The sequence below is a fragment of the Micromonospora sp. NBC_01655 genome (genome assembly GCF_026339755.1).
Lineage (GTDB): Bacteria > Actinomycetota > Actinomycetes > Mycobacteriales > Micromonosporaceae > Micromonospora.
Window position 1 is genome coordinate 5,919,610 of sequence record NZ_JAPEQF010000001.1, and the last position, 18,207, is coordinate 5,937,816.

Here is an 18,207-nt window from a genome sequence, read left to right on the forward strand (position 1 = left end):
ACCGCCCGGCCGAGCCGGCGGCGGGCGGGTCAGCCGACCAGGCCGCGAACGTCCCAGACCCAGGCTCCGTCGATCTCGCGGCCGGGACCGACGAGCTGGTCGACGGTGCGCCGGACCGGGTCGCCCCGGCGCAGCCCGCCCTGCACCAGCACGGCGGCCCGCCAGTGCCGCAGGTCCACCGCCGCCTGCCGGCGGTCCGCGTCGGTCAGCACCGGGACCTGGCCGGTCTCGGCCACCCGGCGCAGCAGCAGGGCCGTCGGGCGGTCCGGGGCGCCCCAGCGGGCGGTCGGGTCGTCGGCGGCGTGCGGGCCGATGAAGTAGCCGCCCGGCGCGGTGAACGCCAGCCGGGTCCGGGCCGACCAGAACGTCGCCGGGCTGACCCCGGCCCCGGTCACCGGCGGCACGGGCACCAGCGTCCGGCCGGCCGGCACGTACGCCCGCCAGCCGCCGTCGGCCACGAAGGCCGGCACCGGCCACGCCGGCACGGTGCGGATGGGGGTGGGCGCGAGCGGGAGCAGCGCGGCGGCCACCGCACCACCCCACAGCAGCCGCACCGGCGCCGCCGGCCCGCCGGCCGGTCCGTCGCCGCCGGGGGCGGCGGCCGACCGGAGCCGGTCCAGGGAGAGGGCGACCAGCACCCCCAGCACCGGTACGCAGACCAGCGCGAACCGGGCCGGCACCACCAGGTCGAGCAGCGGCACCCCGGCGACGAGCCGGTACGGCCCGGGCAGCCCGGTCGACGCCCCGTCCACCAGGACGGTGGTGCCGAGGGAGAGCAGCGCGGCGAGCGTGCCGACCACGGCCAGCGCCCGGACCAGCGGGCGACGCCACAGCCAGACCACGATCACCACGGCGAGCACCAGCAGGCCCGGCCCGAAGAACGAGTTCTCCTCGGTCGGGTTCGGGGCCAGCAGCCCGGGCAGGCGGTCGTCGCCGAGCACCGTCTGCCGGGCGGAGGCGGTGAAGGAGGCGGCGTCGAGCCGGAACCCCGGCGCGTCGAACGGCATCCCCCGGTAGTGGCCCGGCCCGGCGAACTGGAACCACAGCGGGTACGCCAGCAGCGCCCCCGCCACCAGCGCCCCCACCCCGATCCGGCCGAGCAGCGCGGGCGCCAGCCGGCGGGCCGCTGCCCGGTCGGCGAGACCGTACGCGAGCGCCAGCACGCCGGCGGCGAGCGCCAGGAACACCAGCACCTCCTCGCCGAGGAAGACCTGGTACGCCACCAGCAGCCCGAGCGCCACCCCGCGCCGGCCGACCCGGCCGACGGTCGGCCGGAACACCAGCGCCAGGATCGGCGGCACCAGGAACTGGGCGGCCATGTGCAGGTGGGCCCCGGCCTGGGCCACCATGCCGGGGGCGAAGCCGCAGACCAGGCCGCCGACGGCGGCGGCGACCCGGGAGCCGACGAGCCGGCGGGCCAGCAGCGCGTACCAGGCGGTGGCCGTGCCGGCGAGGCAGGCGACCACCGCCACCAGGAACGCCGGCTGGGTGCCGAACAGCAGCGTCACCGGGGTCAACGGCACGCCCAGCCCGAGCACCGAGGTGTTGGCCATCAGGTTGACCCCGTCCGGCGCGTTCAGGGCCGTGCTGTGCAGCGGGTTCTCCGGGCCGGTGACCGCGCGGGCCGCCCGGGCCAGCATCCACTCGAACAGCATCTGGTCGTTGTCCTGGTGGAACAGCCGGTCGGGGCGTCCCCACTGCCCGCCGGTGAGCAGCACGGCCAGGCCCAGGTAGCCGGCGACCACCGCGACGTCCACGCCGCGCGGCCGCCACCGCCGGCGGGCCGGCCGCGCGTCCGCCGGCGCCCGGCCGGACGCCGGGCCCGGCTCCGGTGCGGGACCGCGGGAGACGGGCGCGGCCGGGGCTGCCATCAGGCCGGCGGGTCGGTCAGCGCCCGGACGTCCCAGACCCACACGTCCAGCTCACGGCGGCCGGGGCCGACCAACTCCTCGACGGTACGCCGCAGCGGCTCGGCGTTGTGCTGGCGCACCGGCAGCACCAGGACGGCGGCCCGCCAGTGCCGCAGCTCGTCGAGGGAACGGCGGCGCTGCCGGTCGTCCAGCTTCGGCGTCCGACCGGTGGTGGCCACCTCCTCCAGCAGCTTGCCGACCCCGCTGGGCCGGCCGCCGAAGCGCCCCGGGTCGCCGGTGTTGCCGTTGCGCGGGGAGAGGAAGTAGCCGCCGGGGATCTTGAAGTCGAGGTTGGTGGACGCGGCCCAGCGCATCCCGTGGGTGTTGCCCATGCTGGGCACCGGGATCGGCACCAGGGTCTGGTCCGCCCCGACGTACTCGCGCCACCGGTCGGCGGTGATGAACTCCGGCACCGGCGGGCGCGAGGTGACCGCCAGCGGCATCGGCGCGATCGGCAGCAGCGCCAGCGCCAGCGCGCCGACACCGAGGGTGCGCACGGTGCGGGCCTCGGCCGGCCGCAACGACCAGATCCGCTCGACGGCGAGCGCCAGCAGCACGCCGATCACCACCGTGGTGATCATCCCGAACCGGGTCGGCACCACCGCGTCCAGCAGCGGCACCCGCACCAGCAGCTCCCACGGGCCGGTGAACAGCTCCCGGTCCCACCAGGAGACCCGCTCGCCGAGGGAGAGCACCGCGAAGAACACCCCGGTCGCGGCGAGCGCCCGGACCACCGGCTCGCGGCGCAGCCAGAGCACGATGCCGACGGACAGCAGCGCGAGGCTCCAGCCGAAGAAGGCGTTCTCCTCCGAGTAGTTCGGGGCCAGGTTGACGTTGGCCCGCTCGTTGCCGCCGAGGGTGGGCGAGCCCGGGGCGAAGAAGGCCGCGATGTCGTTGCCGTAGTCCCGGACCGCGTCGCTGAGCCCGTGGTACGCCATCGGCCCGGCGAACTGCACGTAGAGCGGGTACGCCAGCAGCGCCCCGGCCAGCCCGGCGCACACCGCCACCGCGACGCCCAGCGGTCGCCACGCCGCCGACCACAACGCGGGCCGCTGCGCCAGCACGGCGATCAGGAACACCCCGCAGGCCAGCGCGGTGAAGAGCAGGATCTCCTCGTTGATGAACGCCTGCACGGTCACCAGCAGGGCCAGCAGCGCCCCGTCCCGGACCGGCCGGCGCGACCGGGTGATCACCAGCACCCGCCAGACGATGAACGGCAGCAGGAACTGACTGATGATGTTCGGGTGCCAGCTGGCGTGCGAGAGCATCGCCGGGGAGAAGCCGCAGAACCAGCCGCCGACGGCGGCGGCCAGCGGGGTGCGCACCACGTGCCGGGAGAGCACCCGGTACCAGGCGGCGGCGGTGCCGGCCAGGCCGAGGGTGACCAGCACCACGAAGGACACCGCCGGCCCGAAGAGCAGGGTCACCGGCACCATCGGGATGCCGAGCGCCAGGATGGCCGTGTTGGCCATCAGGTTGACCCCGTCGGGGAAGTTGAACTGGTCGGTGTAGAACGGGAACTCCCCGTGCAGCACCACCCGCACGCTGTGGGCCAGGAAGAACTGCACCTGCGCCGGGTCGCTGCTGTACAGCGACGCGACCCGGCCCGCCGGGTCGACCCAGATCCGGCTGGTCACCCAGAGCGCGGCGAGCAGGAAGAGGCCGTACACGGCGAGGTCCCGTCGCCGGGTGGTCCACCGCCAGCGCCGCCTACGGGCCCCGCCCGGCTCCGCCGCGCTCCGGGACACTTCCGCGGGCCCGGCGGAGGGCGGGACGGCGTCGGCAGCCGGGGCCGGCGTGGCCGGGGCGTCGGCGGGGGCCGGCTCCGCGACGGCCGGAGCGGCGACAGCGGCGGCAGCCGGGGCGGCCTCAGCGGCGGGGGCCGGGGCGAGGGTCGGTGCCTCCGTGGCTGCGGGCCGCTCGGCGGTCGCCACCGTCGTCCGGGCGGCGGGCCCCACGGGAGCGTCGGGAACCGGGGGGAATTCTCCACGGGGCTCGGCAGGGGTCACAGTCGGCGGAGTCTACCGGAGCCGGCGAAAGCCCTGAAATCACCGGGCGGTCCTATGTGGTCGGTCCCGCCGCAGCTCACGGGACGGTGCGAGGTGCCGGTCCGCGCGGTCCGGACGTCTCGTACCATGTGGGGCGCGAACACGACCGGACGACGCGATCGGGGGCGTACAGGTGGCTTCAGTCCGCCGGCGCGGCATGACGGCCACCGCACTGCTCACCGTGCTGCTGACCGCCGCCGCCTGTGGGCCGGTGGCCGACCGGAAGCCGGACGTCCTTCCCGTCGGCTACGACAGCCTGGACGGGACGCTGCGGGTATGGCCCGCGCGGGGGCGGTTGGCCGGCGACAGCACCGCGACGGCGGCGGTCACCGAGGCGGTCCGGGCCTGGCGTACGCCGGCCGACGACCGCGCGCACCTGCCCTCGTCCGGGATCCTGTGGTCCGGTGAGGTGGACGGCGCCCCGCTGGCCCTGGTGGCCGCCGACGTCCCCGGGGAGAGCGCCTCCTGGCTGCTCCAGCTCACCCGCGACGGCGACCGGTACGTGGTCGACCGGGCCAGCGAGTACACCGAGCCCGGCTACCTCGTCTACTCCGACGTGCTGCCGGTGCAGACCGGCGACGGGCGCCGGTACCTGCTCTCCGGCCGGGTGGAGCGGCTGCTCGGCCCCAAGGGCCGGGCCCTGGCCAGCCGGGACGGGCTGACCGACCCGGTGGACGTGCCGGCCTGCCGGGCCGTGGCGCTGACCGCGACGCTGCGGGCCACCCGGTCGCTGCCGCGCGGCCGGGCCGCCGACCGCCTGCTCGACCTCGGCACGGCCACCACGGACCCGCGGTACCCCCTGGTCCGGGACGAGACCGGCTCGGGTCGGCGGGCGCTGGACGGCCTGGACACCTGCGTGCTCGCCGACGAGCAGGGCCCGTTCGGCAGCGTCCCCCGCCGGATCGGCGACCGGGACGCGCCCCGCTCCGTGCCCGAGTCCTGGCCGATGGCGAAGCTGAGCGTCCGGGCGCTGGGCGAGGTGGCACTGGGCGGGGGCGACCCGGCCGACCTGGAGCAACTGAGCTGGGAGACCGACGCGGGCACCATGACCGCGGTGGTGTACCGGCCGGCCGACGGCGGCGACCCGGTGGTCTCGCCGGCCGACCGGGCCAACACGTTGCAGACCTACGTGCTGCCCGTGCCGGGGCAGCCGCTGGTGGTGCTGAGCTGGCGGTCCAGCCGGTACAGCTCGCTGTCGGTGCCGCCGGGCACCCCCCGGCTGGTCGACCGGCCCGGGCTGGTGGTGGTGCCGCAGCCGGTGAGCAAGGCCACCTTCAGCCTGGCCGGCGCGGAGAAGACCTACTACCGCTCGGTCGGCGGTCGCTGATCCCGGCCCGTCCCCCTCGCCGGTCGTCGGCTTGATCGAATCGGTGTGCGGCACATCGGGGCATCCCAGCACAGGGGGACCGCAACATGCCGCACACCGAGTTGATCAACCGGGACGGTCGGATCAGTTGTGCGCGCCGCTCCCGCCGGCCGGCAGGCTCACCGGCTCGTCCTGCTGGGCGTCCAGGCGGGAGATCCACCCGGTGACGTCCCGGGCCACGTCCTGGGCGGTGAGACCCAGGTCGGCGAGGATCTGCGCGCGGGTGCCGTGCGGGTGCCAGTCGGCCGGCACGCCCAGGTCGCGCAGCGGCACCCGGACGTCGGCGTCCCGCATCGCCTGGGCGAGGGCGTCGCCGACCCCACCGACCCGGACGCCGTCCTCGACGGTGACGACGAGGCGGTGGGCGGCGGCCAGCTCGACCAGCTCGGCCGGGACCGGACGGACCCAGCGCGGGTCGACCACGGTCACCCCGTAGCCCTGCTCGGCGACCCGGGCGGCGACCTCCATGCCGAGCTGGCCGAAGGAGCCCACCGCGACCAGCAGCACGTCGACGCGGGCCGACTCGGTCAGCACGTCGACCGGGCCGACCCGGCGCACGGCCGGCAGGTCGGCGGCGACGGTGCCGGTCGGGAACCGGACGATGGTCGGGCCGTCGTCCACGGCGACCGCCTCGCGCAGCTCCTCGCGCAGGCTGGCGGCGTCCCGGGGCGCGGCGATACGCAGGCCCGGCACCACGCCGAAGACGGACATGTCCCACATGCCGTAGTGGCTCGGCCCGTCCGGGCCGGTGATCCCGGCCCGGTCCAGCACGAACGTCACCGGCAGCTTGTGCATCGCCACGTCCAGCAGGACCTGGTCGAAGGCCCGGTTGAGGAAGGTCGCGTAGACCGCCACCACCGGGTGCAGCCCGCCGAGCGCCAGCCCGGCGGCCGAGGTGACGGCGTGCTGCTCGGCGATGCCGACGTCGTACACCCGCCCGGGGTGCTTGCGGGCCAGCTTGGCGATGCCGGTGGGCTCGGCCATCGCGGCGGTGATGCCCACCACGTCGGGCCGGGAGTCGGCGATCGCGACCAGCTCGTCGGCGAAGACGTGGGTCCACTTCACCGAGGGGGCGGCGACCAGCTTGCCGGTCTCCACGTCGAACGCGCCGGGGCCGTGGAAGCAGTCCGCCTCGTCCTCCTCGGCCGGGCGGTAGCCGTAGCCCTTCCGGGTCACCGCGTGCACGATCACCGGGCCGCCGAAGTTCTTCGCGGCCCGCAGCGCGGACTCGACCGCCTCCAGGTCGTGGCCGTCGACCGGGCCGACGTACTTGATGCCCAGGTCCTCGAACATCGCCTGCGGGGCGACCGCGTCCTTGATGCCCTTCTTGACCGCGTGCAGCACCTCGTACATCGGCCGGCCGACCAGCGGGGTCGAGCCGAGGGCGTCCTTGACGGTGTCGAGGATCTTCTCGTAGCCGGGGTTGAGCCGCAGCGAGGAGAGGTGGTCGGCCAGGCCGCCGATCGTCGGCGAGTAGGAGCGGCCGTTGTCGTTGACCACGATCACCAGCGAGTTGCCGGCGGTGGCGATGTTGTTCAGCGCCTCCCAGCACATGCCCCCGGTCAGCGCGCCGTCGCCGACCACGGCGACCACGCTGCGCTGCTCGCCGCGCAGCGCGTACGCCTTGGCCAGGCCGTCGGCGTAGGACAGGGCGGTGGAGGCGTGCGAGTTCTCGACCAGGTCGTGCTCGCTCTCGGCCTGGCTCGGGTAGCCGGAGAGGCCGCCGCGCTGGCGCAGCCGGTCGAAGCCGTCCTGCCGTCCGGTGAGGATCTTGTGCACGTACGCCTGGTGGCCGGTGTCGAACAGGAGCCGGTCCCGGGGGGAGTCGAAGACCCGGTGCATCGCCAGGGTCAGCTCCACCACGCCCAGGTTGGGCCCGACGTGCCCACCGGTGCGGGAGACCTTGGCGATCAGGAAGTCGCGGATCTCGGCGGCGAGGATGTCCAGCTGCTCGGCGGTCATCCGCTTCACGTCCTGCGGACCCCGCACCGTGCCCAGCAGCCGGCCGTGGATGGCCGTGTCCTCTTCAACGCTCATGAGCGAAGAGTCTATCGGCCGTCCGGTAGTCCGCAGCCTGGCCGGGCATTCACCCGCCTGACCCAGGGGACAGTCAGCCCGTGATCACCAGCCGGCGGGGCGGCACCGCCGGCGACGCGCGGCGGGCCGGTCCGGCCGGCGTCCAGGAGCCCAGCACGGTGGCCTCCCGGGCCCCGGTGACCGACGGGATCGCCCCTGGCAGGCCGTGCCAGGAGAGCCAACCGAGCAGGGCGAACGCGTACGCCTCCCTGGCCTGGGCCGGCACCCCCAGCTCGTCGCTGGCCCGCAGCCGCCACCGGCCCCCGCCGAGCGCGGCCAGCCGGCCCAGAAGTGTGGGATTGCGCACCCCGCCCCCGGCGGCCACCACCTCGGCCACCCCGTGCCGGTCGCACTCGGCGGCCACCGTCCGGGCGGTCAGCTCGGTCAGCGTGGCCAGCACGTCGTCGGCGGCCACCGGTTCGCCGAGCGCGGCCAGCCGGTCGTCCAGGTAGCCGGCGTGGAACAACTCCTTGCCGGTGGACTTGGGCGGCGGCGCGGCGTAGTATGGCTCGGCGAGCAGCAGCTCCAGCAGGGGCGGATGCACCCGGCCGGCCGCCGCCCGGGCCCCGTCGAGGTCGCAGGGGCGGCCGAGGAACCGCCGGGCCGCCGCGTCGAGCAGGGCGTTGGCCGGGCCCACGTCGTACCCGAGGACCGGGGCGCCCGGCGCGACCACGGTGAGGTTGGCGATGCCGCCCAGGTTCAGCGCCGCCCGGGGCGGCCCGGCCCGGCCGCCCAGCAGCAGCGCGTCGAAGGCCGGCACCAGGGGCGCGCCCTGCCCGCCGGCCGCGACGTCCGCCGACCGCAGGTCCGACAGCACCGGTACGCCCACCCGCGCCGCCACCCGGGCCGGCGCGCCGAGCTGGAGGGTTCCCCGGGCCCGGCCGCCGTCGACCCAGTGGAACACGGTCTGCCCGGGCGAGACGACCGCGTCGACCCGGCCGCCGGCCAGCTCCACGCCGCGCGCCGCCGCCTCGGCGAACACCTCGCCGAGCCGGTTGTCCAGCCGGCAGACCGCCTCGATCGTGGTCGGGTTCGGCGGCAGCAGCGCCCCGATCTCCGCCCGCAGCCCGTCGTCGTGGTCCACGCTGGCGAACCCGAGCGGACGCAGCCGCAGGGTGTCCCCCTCGGCGGCGAACTCCACCGCCGCCACGTCCACCCCGTCGTACGACGTCCCCGACATCAGCCCGACGATCCGCACGGCCGCTACCTCCCGACGGCCGGGGGCAGCAGCAGCCCGACCAGCTCGACGTGCTGGGTCATCGGGAACAGGTCGAAGCCCCGCAGCTCCGCCAGCCGCCACCGGGCCCCGGCGAACGTGCGCACGTCCCGGGCGAAGGCGGCCGGGTCGCAGGCCACGTACGCCACCGCGCGCGGGGCGGCGGCCAGCACGTCGCGCACCACCTGCGCGCCCGCCCCGGTGCGCGGCGGGTCCAGCACCACCAGGTCCACCGGTCCGGTGATCCGGCGGCGGGCCAGCGCGGTCTCCACCCGGGCCGCCACCACCTCGACCTGGGGCAGGTCCCGCAGGTTCTCCCGGGCGGCGGCGACGCCGGACGCCGCGGACTCGACGACGGTGATCCGGGCGTCCGGGCCGACCCGGCCGGCCAGCGCGGCGGCGAACAGCCCCGCCCCGCCGTACAGGTCCCAGGCCGACTCGCCCGGCCTCGGGTCGAGCAGGTCGAGCACGGCGTCGACCAGGGTGTCCGCCGCCGCCGGGTGCACCTGCCAGAAGCCGGACGCGGGCAGCGTCCACTCCCGGCCGGCGGCCACCTCGCGCACCGCCGTCGGCCCGTCGACCGGCGTGGGCAGGCCGTCGGCCAGGGCGGTGACGGCGACGTCGCCGCCGGTGGAGGCCACCGTCTCCACCGCGTCCGCCGCCGGCCAGCGGGCCCCGCTCGGGGCGAGCACCGGCAACTCCTGGATCGCCGGATGGGCGATCAGGCAGCGGTCGACCGGCACCACCTCGTGCGAGCGGTGCTTGAGCAGCCCGGCCCGGCCGGTGGCGTCCACCGCGTACCGGACCCGGGAGCGCCAGCCGAGCGGCCCGCCGGGCAGCGCCGCGACCCGGACCCCCAGCCGGTCGATCTCCGCGTCGGTGCGGCCGGCGAGCCGGCTGAGCTGCTCGCGTACCACCGCCGTCTTCCAGGCGAGCTGGGCCTGCGGCGCGACGTGCTGGAGGTCGCAACCGCCGCAGCGGCCCGGCCTCGCGTACGGGCAGGGCGGCTCGACCCGCTCCGGGGCGGCGTCGAGCACCGTCACCGCGTCGGCCCGGACGAACCCCCGGTGCACCTCGGTCACCTCGGCGACCACCCGCTCCCCGGGCAGCGCGTGCCGGACGAACACCACCTGGCCGTTCACCCGGGCCACGCAGTGCCCGCCGGGGGCGACCGCGTCGACGGTCAGCTCGACCCGCTCGGCCTCCTCCAGCCCGCGCCGGTCGCCACCGGCCGGCCCGGTCTCCCCCGGGCCCCGCCGGTCGTCGCCGTCGTCCACCGGTGCGGTCATCGCTGGCTCCCCTCGGTCGGGCCGCTCTCGCCGGGCGGGGCCGGGACCACCGGCGCCACCGGTGGCGGCAGGGTGCTGCGCGGGGCGACCCGGGGGCCCCGGGCGGGGCCCCGGCTCAGGGTCGCGTCCAGCCGGTCGAGGTTCTTGCCGGCGGTGGAGGCGAGCTGCCACGGGACGCTGGTCACCATCACGCCCGGTTCGAACAGCAGCCGGCCCTTCAGGCGCAGCGCGCTCTGGTTGTGCAACAGGTTCTCCCACCAGCGGCCCACCACGTACTCGGGGATGAAGACGGTGACCACGTCGCGCGGCGACTCCCGGCGGGTGTTGGCCACGAAGTCGAGGATCGGCCGGGTGATCTCCCGGTACGGCGAGTCGATCACGGTGAGCGGCACCGGCAGCTCCCGCCGCTCCCAGTCGGCCTGGAGGTCCCGGGTGTCCTTGTCGTCGACGTTCACCGTCACCGCGGTCAGCGTGTCCGGCCGGGTGGCCCGGGCGTACGCGACGGCCCGCAGGGTCGGCTGGTGCAGCTTGCTGACCAGCACGATGGCGTGGTTGCGGGCGGGCAGCACGCCCCGGGCCTCGGTCGGCTCCAGCTCGGCGGCGACCCGGTCGTAGTGCCGCCGGATGGCCAGCATCAGCACGTAGATCAGCGCCATCGCGACGATGGCGATCCACGCGCCGAGCAGGAACTTGGTGAGCAGCACGACGACCAGCACCCCGCCCGTCATCGCCATGCCGAAGGTGTTGATCGCCCGGGACCGGATCATCCGACGCCGGGCCTGGACGTCCCGCTCGGTGCGCAGGTGCCGGTTCCAGTGCCGGATCATGCCGGCCTGGGAGAGCGTGAACGAGACGAAGACGCCGACGATGTAGAGCTGGATCAGCTTCGTCACCTCGGCCTGGAAGCCGACGATCAGCACCACGGCGAAGACGGCCAGGAAGACGATGCCGTTGGAGAACGCCAGCCGGTCGCCCCGGGTGTGTAGCTGCCGGGGCAGGTAGCGGTCCTGGGCGAGGATCGAGCCGAGCACCGGGAAGCCGTTGAACGCGGTGTTCGCGGCCAGGAAGAGGATCAGCGCGGTCATCCCGGCGACCACGTACAGCAGCACCGACCCGGAGCCGAACACCGTCTCGCCGAGCTGGGCGGTGACGGTCTTCTGCACGTACCCGTCCGGGCCGGAGAGGATCTGCTGCACCGGGTCCTCGACGAACTGGAGCCTGGTCAGCCGGGCCAGCCAGATGATGCCGACCAGCATGCCCACCGAGATGGTGCCGAGCAGCAGCAGGGTGGTGGCGGCGTTGCGGCTCTTCGGCGTCTTGAACGCCGGCACCCCGTTGGAGATCGCCTCCACGCCGGTGAGCGCGGCGCAGCCGGAGGAGAAGGTGCGCAGCAGCAGGAAGACCAGGGCGAACCCGGTGACGCTGTGCTCGGCCTGGATCTCCAGGCCGGCGCTCGGGGCGCGCAGGTCGTCGCCGAGGACGAAGACCCGGACCAGGCCGGTGAGGATCATCCCGCCGATCACGATCACGAAGCCGTACGTCGGGATGGCGAACGCGGTGCCGGACTCACGCAGGCCGCGCAGGTTCATCGCGGTGAGCACCACCACCGCGCTGACCGCGACGAGCACCTTGTGGGTGGCCACGAACGGCACCACCGAGCCCAGGTTGGCCACCCCGGAGGAGACCGACACGGCGACGGTGAGCACGTAGTCGACCAGCAGGGCGCTGGCCACCGCGAGGCCGGCCCGGGGGCCGAGGTTGACCGTGGCCACCTCGTAGTCGCCGCCGCCCGAGGGGTAGGCGTGCACGTTCTGCCGGTAGCTGGCCACCACCGTCAGCATCACCACGACCACCGCGAGGGCGATCCACGGCGAGAAGAAGAACGCCGACGCGCCCGCGATGGACAGCGTCAGCAGGATCTCGTCCGGGGCGTACGCGACGCTGGACAGCGCGTCGGAGGCGAAGACGGGCAGCGCGATGCGCTTCGGCAGGAGGGTGTGCTGGAGCCGGTCGGACCGGAACGGTCGACCGACGAGCAGCCGCTTCAGCAGCGAGGTGGGACTGGCCACAAGCGCTAAGGGTACGACCACCGTCCCGCTGTCGCCCGGGGTGGCTGAGCGTGGGGTGGGGACCGGGCGCGGTACCGTCGTGCCCCGCCGGTGACCCGGACGTGGCAGGCTCGCAGTCGACAGGTCACCGGCGGGTGCGCGCACCTTGGGAGGGACACCGTGCATGTCGTGATCATGGGGTGCGGCCGGGTCGGCTCGACCCTGGCCCAGAGCCTGGAGTCCCGGGGGCACTCGGTGGCGGTGATCGACCAGGACGCCGACGCGTTCCGCCGGCTCAGCCCGGACTTCGCCGGCGTCACCGTCACCGGGGCGGGCTTCGACGGCGAGGTGCTCCGGGAGGCCGGCATCGAGCGGGCGGACGCCTTCGCCGCGGTCTCCAGCGGCGACAACTCCAACATCATCTCGGCCCGGCTGGCCCGCGAGACGTTCGGCGTCTCCCGGGTGGCCGCCCGGATCTACGACCAGCGCCGGGCCCAGGTCTACGAGCGGCTGGGCATCCCCACCGTGGCCACCGTGCGGTGGACCGCCGAACGGATGCTGCGGCACCTCGTCCCCGAAGGCAACGTCGAGGTCTTCCGGGACCCGACCAGCACCGTCTCGATCGTCGAGGTGCCGGTGCACAAGGACTGGATCGGCCGGCCGCTGCGGGCCCTGGAGGAGGCGGCCGGCACGCGGGTGGCGTACCTGACCCGCTTCGGCATCGGCACGCTGCCCACCGGGTCCACCGCCGTACAGGAGGGCGACCAGGTCTTCATGCTGGTCACCGACGACATCGTGGCGTCGGTCACGTCGGTGGCGGGCAGCCCGCCGGAAGGAGCGCACTGAAGATGCGGATCGCCATCGCCGGCGCCGGCAACGTGGGCCGCTCGATCGCCCAGGAGCTGATCGACAACGGCCACCAGGTGATGCTGATCGAGCGCCAGCCCCGGATGCTGCGGCCGGACCGGGTGCCCGCCGCCGACTGGGTGCTCGCCGACGCGTGCGAGCTGGCCAGCCTGGAGGAGGCCAACATCGCCGGCTGCGACGTGGTGGTCGCGGCGACCGGGGACGACAAGGTCAACCTGGTGGTGTCGCTGCTGGCGAAGACCGAGTTCGCGGTGCCCCGGGTGGTGGCCCGGGTCAACCGGGCCGAGAACGAGTGGCTGTTCACCGAGCAGTGGGGCGTCGACGTCTCGGTGAGCAAGCCGCGGGTGATGGCGGCCCTGGTCGAGGAGGCGGTCACCGTCGGCGACCTGGTGCGGCTGATGACGTTCCGCCAGGGCGAGGCGAACCTGGTGGAGATCACCCTGCCGCCGACCGCCCCGTACGTGGGGCAGCCGATCCACGCGGTGCCGATCCCCCGGGACGCCGCGCTGGTGGCGATCCTGCGCGGCAAACGGGTGCTGGTGCCCAGCCCCGACGACCCGATCGAGGCCGGCGACGAGCTGGTCTTCGTCTGCACCGCCGAGGTGGAGGACGACGTCCGCGTGGTGATCCTGGGCCCGGACAGCGTCGAGCGGACCCGCAGCGCGGGCTGAGCGGGCTCTCTGGGGGGGCCGAGCGGGGCGGCCGGCGGGTTCTCGGGGCCAGGGTCCCGCCGGCGCGGGTCGCGGGCGGCTCAGGCGCCGGGCAGCGGCTCCGGGGCGGTCTCGCGGGTCACCCGGCGTACCGTCCACACCGTGATCAGCAGCAGCAGCGCGTACGGCGGGTAGCCCAGGGCCAGTCGGGCGACGCCGAGCGCGGTGTCCTGGTGGGCGAGGTAGAGCCCGGCCTGCACGCCGACCTTGGCCAGCCACACCACGCCCCAGAGCACGGTGAGCTGGGTGAAGGTGCGCACCAGGCGTGGGTCGTCCCGCCACTCCGAGCGCCCCTTGGCCACCAGCACCGACCAGATCCAGCCCACCAGGGGCTGCCGGATCGCCGCCGATGCCAGCAGGGCCAGGCCGTACCCGATGCCGTACAGGATGCCCGGCAGGTAGAAGTCGCGCTCGTCGCCGGTGCGCCAGGCGATCGCCGCGCCGATGCCGACGCCGACGAGGCCGTTGACCGCGTGCCGCACCGGCCGGCGCTGGGCCAGCCGCAGCCCGGCGATGAGCAGGGCCACGGCCACCGAGGCGATCACCGCGGGGCGCAGCTCGCCGATGATGTTGGCGATCACGAAGACCACCACCGGGATGCTGGACTCGACCAGCCCGCGCCAGCCGCCGAGCTGGTCGGCCATCTGCTCGGCGAGACTCGGCAGCTGCTCGGAGTCCTCCGGGCCGGTTCCCGGTTCGGTCGCCCGGTGCTGTCCGGTGGTCATCGCGTCTCTCCCGTTCCCGGCGTCCGCGCCGTCACTTCGGCGACTCCAGCTCGTAGTACGGGTTGTAGATGACCTTGCGGTCGTCCCGCACCGCCACCCGTCCACGGGCGGTCAGGTGGCGCCCCGGCTCGATGCCGGCGATGTGTCGCCGGCCGAGCCAGACCAGGGTCACCACGTCGCTGCCGTCGTACAGGTCGGCCTCCAGCGTGGGCAGGTTCGTCCGCGGAGTGTAGACCACGGTACGCAACCGGCCGGTGACCGAGACCACCTGGCCGCGCGTGCACTGCCGGGCCGGCGTGCCGCCGGACTGCGCGCTCTCCCGGCGCAGCTCCTGCGCCTCGATCTCGGCCTCGCTCGCGGTGAGCCGGTGCAGGAGCCGCCGCAGCGACACCCTGCTGCCCTCGTCGGTCGTCATGACCTCCGCGTCACCCTCTCCTCCGCCGGCCGGCACGCGTCGGCACCGGTGCGGCCCCCGAGCGTGCCGGGCCGTCCCGCCAGCGTACGCCGCGCGGCGTACCGGGGGGACCACCCGGCCGCCCGGGACGGGCCGCCGGCAGCGCGCCGACGGGCCGGCCCGGGCTCGGAGGGACGCCGGTCAGGCCCCGATCGGGCCCGGGGCGCCGGGGTCACCCTCGCCGGCCTGGTCGGCGACCTCGCGGGGCAGCCGCAGCGGCAGCGGCTCGCGCACCGGCTTGGCCTCCTGGCCGCGGTCGACGACCAGCCCGTCCAGGCACTCGGCCAGCGGGCCGGCGGTGGCCGGGTCGGTGGCGGCGGCGCCCTGGTAGACGCCCCGGACCATCCAGCGCGGGCCGTCCACGCCGACGAACCGCAGGTCGGTCAGGCCGTCCGGGGTGCGCACCCGGGCGCGCAGCTCGGGGCCGTACTCGCCCTGCACCTCCTGGGCCGCCACGCCGTCGTTGAACAGGGACTGGCGGATCTCCTCGCGTACCTCGTCCCAGATGCCCTCGGAGCGGGGCGCGGCGAAGACACCGAGTTGCAGGGCGCTCTCGCCGTGCACGAGGACGACCTGCTGGATCACGCCCTGCGGGTCGGCCTGCACGCGCACCTCGACGTCGGCCACCGCCGGAATCTGGAGGCTGCCCAGGTCGAGCCGCTGCACCCCGTCCGGGGCCTCGGCGACGTCGTACGGGCCGCGTTCCGGCCCCGACGAGCCCTCGGCGTCGTGCCCGTCCAGGACCTCGGTGGCCCGCTCGTCACGGCCCTGCCGACCGCCACCGGCCCGCTTTCGGGAGAAGATCACTGCGCCCACCCTCCGCTGTTCGCACTCACCCTGCCACCTCTTCCGACTGGCCGCCGGCCCGGTCCGCCGGCGGCGGGACGAGCCCGGCGTGTCCACCGGTCGAGCCGTGCCCGCCGGCGCCCCGCCGGGACGGCGGCAGCTCGGCCGCCGGCCGGAAATCGACCCGCTCCACCCGCTGGACAACGAGCTGCGCGATCCGATCGCCACGGGAGATCTTCGCCGGCGCCTCCCGATCATGATTGATCAGGTTGACGAGGATCTCACCCCGGTAGCCGGCGTCGACCGTACCGGGCGCGTTGAGCACCGTCACGCCGAGCCTGGCCGCCAGGCCGGAGCGGGGGTGCACCAGACCGACGTAGCCCTCCGGGAGGGCGATCGCCACGCCGGTGGGGACCAGGGCACGCCCGCCGGGGGGCAGCTCCATGTCCGCCGCGGACATCAGGTCGGCCCCGGCGTCGCCGGGATGGGCGTACGCCGGCAGCGGCAGCTCCGGGTCGAGCTGCCGTACGGGCACGGGTACGTCGTCGGTCACGATCTCCTTCTTCCGTCCGGTTCGTGGGGTGCCCCTGCCATCCTGCCGGGTCGGCCGCCCGTCGTGCGCCGTACCCTGGCAGGAGTGAGCCGATCGCCGTCCTCGCCGCCCGCCGCCACCTTGACCACCGCCTACGCGGAGCGGCTCGGCCTGCCCTGGTGGGCCTGGCTGGCCGGCCTGGCGCTCGGCGGCTTCCTCGCCGTGGAGCTGTGGATGGGCGCGACGGGGGTGCGCGGCTGGCTGCCGTTCGTGGTGTTGCTGCCGGCGGCGGCGGCCGTCCTGTGGTGGCTGGGGCGGATCCGGGTCGCGGTGGCCGACGGGGAGCTGCGGGTCGACGACGCCCGGCTGCCGGTGCGGTTCGTGGCCGACGCCGTCGCGCTGGACGCCGCAGGCCGCCGCGAGGTGCTCGGCGTCGGGGCCGACCCGCTCGCCTTCGTGGTCCAGCGCCCGTGGATCGCCGGGGCGGTGCAGGTGGTGCTCGACGACCCCGCCGACCCCACCCCGTTCTGGGTGATCAGCACCCGCGACCCGGTACGCCTCGCCGCGGCGCTCCTCGCCGCCCGCGCCGCCGCCTGAGCCGCGCGGGCTTCAGGGCAGCGCGGGGTTCAGGGCAGCGCGGGTGGGGTGCGCCCTCCGCCGGGCAGCGTCCGGCGCTGCCGGCGCAGGTCGGCGCGGAGCTGACCGGCGAGGGAGCGGGTGGCCCGCCGGTTGAGGTAGCTGGCCACCACCGCCCCGGTCAGGAACGGGCCGAGCGTGGTCAGGTTGCGGCCGAACCGCTTGAGCAGGGTGTCCCGCAGTTCCTTGCGAGCCGCCGTGCCGAGCACCGCGCCGACGCCCACCCCGGGCAGCATCGGGTTGATCCCGCGCTGGCTGGCCCAGGACTGGACCACGGCCACCGCCCGCTGGCTGCCGCCGATGGGCAGCGGGGCACCGTACACCTCGTGCAGCTCGCCGATCAGCTTCAGCTCGACGGCCACGACCGCGACCGTCTCGGCGGCCAGCAGCACCGGCGCGGAAAGAAGCGTGGGGGCGACGGTCCACTCCACGGCCGCGACCCCACCGCCGGCCGCGCCGATCCCGGCGGTCGTCCGGGCGGCGTTGCGGACCAGCCGGTCGGCCAGCGCCTCGTCGTCCAGACCGGGGAAGTGCCGGCGCAGGGTGGCCAGGTCACGGACCGGCACGTGCGGGGCGATCTCGGCGACGGCGTCGGTCATCCACCGCACGGCGGCCCTCGGCTTGAACAGGTCGGCCAGCCCCCGGACGCGGACCTGCCCGACGAGCCGGGTCAACAACTGTCGCCGCCGGGCCGGCTCGATGTCGTCGGCGGTGAGCGCGGCCACGGTGGCGCCGAGTTCGGCCCCACCGCCGGTCGGCCCGTCCCCGCTCTCCCTGCCGGCCCGGCCCCGGTCGTCGGCGCCGGGTGCCGTCCCGCCGGGCCGGCCCACCCCCGGACGCCCGGACCCGCCGGGCTCGTCGACGTCAGGCGTGGTGGGGCCGCCGGTGACCGGGCGACCGCCCGTGCCGTCGTCGCTGCGCTCGCCCATGCGTCGACCTCCCCGGTCCGTCTGGGTGGAAGCTGCCGAGACGAGTCAAGCAGTTCCCCGCTACCGGCGCACGGCGGCGCCGTGGGCGGGCGGGGCGTTGGCGGGCGTACGTGAGATGGCGGCTCTCCCCGCGGCGGCCTCGTCGAGGAGGCCGCCGCCGGTATGCCGCGTCGAGGTCAGACGCATTCGCGGCAGATCAACTCGCCGTTGCGCTCGACCGCCAGCTGGCTGCGGTGGTGGACCAGGAAGCAGCGGGCGCACCGGAACTCGTCCTGCTGCATCGGTAGCACCTTGACCGTGAGCTCTTCGTCGGCCAGGTCGGCACCGGGAAGCTCGAAGCTCTCGGCCACCTCTGCCTCGTCGACGTCCACGGCGCCCGACTGTGAGTCGACCCGCCGGGCCTTGAGCTCTTCCAGGCTGTCCTCGCCGAGGTCGACCTCGTCGCGACGCGGGGCGTCGTAGTCGGTGGCCATCGGTTTCACTCTCCCATATCGATATGGTCGCTTCCGGTTGTAACGCCGGACGACGCTGTTTCGGTTCCGCTGGCCGGCCACCAATTTGTGTCGGTCACCCGACCCGACGGCCGGTCGGGACGGGGTCGCCAAAGGAACTCCC

The 18,207-nt window shown here is 75.3% G+C and carries 16 protein-coding genes; 4 read left to right on the forward strand and 12 right to left on the reverse strand.

Annotation, left to right across the window (positions count from 1 at the left end; translation table 11 throughout):
* Nucleotides 1–29: 29 nt before the first annotated feature.
* A complete protein-coding gene (locus OOK41_RS26010; protein WP_266267051.1) occupies nt 30–1,871 on the reverse strand; it encodes a hypothetical protein in 1,842 nt (613 codons plus the stop codon).
* Nucleotides 1,871–3,658 (reverse strand): hypothetical protein, encoded by a 1,788-nt coding sequence (locus tag OOK41_RS26015; protein WP_266267990.1) that lies wholly within the window; start codon nt 3,656–3,658, stop codon nt 1,871–1,873. Before OOK41_RS26015 ends, OOK41_RS26010 begins: the two co-directional genes overlap by 1 nt.
* A 433-nt stretch (nt 3,659–4,091) precedes the next feature.
* Between OOK41_RS26015 and OOK41_RS26020 the strand changes: the two genes are divergently transcribed.
* Entirely contained in the window at nt 4,092–5,285 is a 1,194-nt protein-coding gene (locus OOK41_RS26020) for a hypothetical protein (RefSeq protein ID WP_165878043.1), read from the forward strand.
* Between the two features lie 123 nt (nt 5,286–5,408).
* Here the strand turns inward: OOK41_RS26020 and dxs are convergent, their stop codons facing one another.
* The 4 genes from dxs to OOK41_RS26040 all read right to left on the reverse strand — a co-directional run bounded on the left by dxs (nt 5,409) and on the right by OOK41_RS26040 (nt 11,974).
* The gene (dxs, locus tag OOK41_RS26025) at nt 5,409–7,361 is read right to left on the reverse strand and encodes a 1-deoxy-D-xylulose-5-phosphate synthase (RefSeq protein WP_266267052.1); all 1,953 of its coding nucleotides are present in this window, start codon (nt 7,359–7,361) and stop codon (nt 5,409–5,411) included.
* Nucleotides 7,362–7,434: 73 nt separating this feature from the next.
* Entirely contained in the window at nt 7,435–8,598 is a 1,164-nt protein-coding gene (locus tag OOK41_RS26030) for an anhydro-N-acetylmuramic acid kinase (RefSeq protein WP_266267053.1), read from the reverse strand.
* A gap of 5 nt (nt 8,599–8,603) precedes the next feature.
* Entirely contained in the window at nt 8,604–9,905 is a 1,302-nt protein-coding gene (locus OOK41_RS26035; protein ID WP_266267054.1) for a class I SAM-dependent RNA methyltransferase, read from the reverse strand.
* Nucleotides 9,902–11,974 carry an APC family permease gene (locus tag OOK41_RS26040; protein WP_117666666.1) on the reverse strand — a complete coding sequence of 691 codons (2,073 nt, stop codon included), beginning with the start codon at nt 11,972–11,974 and terminating at the stop codon, nt 9,902–9,904. Before OOK41_RS26040 ends, OOK41_RS26035 begins: the two co-directional genes overlap by 4 nt.
* 159 nt (nt 11,975–12,133) lie before the next feature.
* On the opposite strand from OOK41_RS26040, the gene OOK41_RS26045 reads away from it, so the two are divergent.
* On the forward strand, nt 12,134–12,799 hold the full coding sequence (locus OOK41_RS26045; RefSeq protein ID WP_117666664.1) for a TrkA family potassium uptake protein: 666 nt from the start codon (nt 12,134–12,136) through the stop codon (nt 12,797–12,799).
* 2 nt (nt 12,800–12,801) lie between these two features.
* Nucleotides 12,802–13,491 (forward strand): TrkA family potassium uptake protein, encoded by a 690-nt coding sequence (locus OOK41_RS26050; protein ID WP_117666662.1) that lies wholly within the window; start codon nt 12,802–12,804, stop codon nt 13,489–13,491.
* 80 nt (nt 13,492–13,571) lie between these two features.
* Here OOK41_RS26050 and OOK41_RS26055 read toward each other — a convergent pair whose 3' ends face one another.
* From OOK41_RS26055 to dut, 4 genes are all read right to left on the reverse strand, one after another.
* The gene (locus OOK41_RS26055) at nt 13,572–14,255 is read right to left on the reverse strand and encodes a DUF3159 domain-containing protein (protein WP_117666660.1); all 684 of its coding nucleotides are present in this window, start codon (nt 14,253–14,255) and stop codon (nt 13,572–13,574) included.
* A gap of 31 nt (nt 14,256–14,286) precedes the next feature.
* Nucleotides 14,287–14,670, reverse strand: coding sequence for an OB-fold nucleic acid binding domain-containing protein (locus tag OOK41_RS26060; protein WP_117666658.1), 384 nt, complete (start codon nt 14,668–14,670; stop codon nt 14,287–14,289).
* 180 nt (nt 14,671–14,850) lie between these two features.
* A complete protein-coding gene (locus tag OOK41_RS26065) occupies nt 14,851–15,516 on the reverse strand; it encodes a DUF3710 domain-containing protein (protein ID WP_117666656.1) in 666 nt (221 codons plus the stop codon).
* Between the two features lie 25 nt (nt 15,517–15,541).
* Entirely contained in the window at nt 15,542–16,048 is a 507-nt protein-coding gene (dut, locus tag OOK41_RS26070) for a dUTP diphosphatase (protein ID WP_117666654.1), read from the reverse strand.
* Between the two features lie 84 nt (nt 16,049–16,132).
* Here dut and OOK41_RS26075 point away from each other — a divergent pair, with 84 nt between their 5' ends.
* On the forward strand, nt 16,133–16,624 hold the full coding sequence (locus OOK41_RS26075) for a DUF3093 domain-containing protein (RefSeq protein WP_117666652.1): 492 nt from the start codon (nt 16,133–16,135) through the stop codon (nt 16,622–16,624).
* A 29-nt stretch (nt 16,625–16,653) separates the two neighbouring features.
* Here the strand turns inward: OOK41_RS26075 and OOK41_RS26080 are convergent, their stop codons facing one another.
* Nucleotides 16,654–17,592: a hypothetical protein gene (locus tag OOK41_RS26080; protein ID WP_266267056.1), complete on the reverse strand. Its 939-nt coding sequence runs from the start codon at nt 17,590–17,592 to the stop codon at nt 16,654–16,656.
* A gap of 176 nt (nt 17,593–17,768) precedes the next feature.
* Nucleotides 17,769–18,065 (reverse strand): DUF4193 domain-containing protein, encoded by a 297-nt coding sequence (locus OOK41_RS26085; protein ID WP_007075406.1) that lies wholly within the window; start codon nt 18,063–18,065, stop codon nt 17,769–17,771.
* Nucleotides 18,066–18,207: the final 142 nt, after the last annotated feature.

Coding starts and splice junctions, on each gene's coding strand:
- OOK41_RS26010 (WP_266267051.1), bottom strand. CDS start 1,871: ATGGCAGCCCCGGCCGCGCCCGTCTCCCGCGGTCCCGCACCGGAGCCG.
- dxs (WP_266267052.1), bottom strand. CDS start 7,361: ATGAGCGTTGAAGAGGACACGGCCATCCACGGCCGGCTGCTGGGCACG.
- OOK41_RS26035 (WP_266267054.1), bottom strand. CDS start 9,905: ATGACCGCACCGGTGGACGACGGCGACGACCGGCGGGGCCCGGGGGAG.
- OOK41_RS26050 (WP_117666662.1), top strand. CDS start 12,802: ATGCGGATCGCCATCGCCGGCGCCGGCAACGTGGGCCGCTCGATCGCC.
- OOK41_RS26055 (WP_117666660.1), bottom strand. CDS start 14,255: ATGACCACCGGACAGCACCGGGCGACCGAACCGGGAACCGGCCCGGAG.
- OOK41_RS26060 (WP_117666658.1), bottom strand. CDS start 14,670: ATGACGACCGACGAGGGCAGCAGGGTGTCGCTGCGGCGGCTCCTGCAC.
- OOK41_RS26080 (WP_266267056.1), bottom strand. CDS start 17,592: ATGGGCGAGCGCAGCGACGACGGCACGGGCGGTCGCCCGGTCACCGGC.
- OOK41_RS26085 (WP_007075406.1), bottom strand. CDS start 18,065: ATGGCCACCGACTACGACGCCCCGCGTCGCGACGAGGTCGACCTCGGC.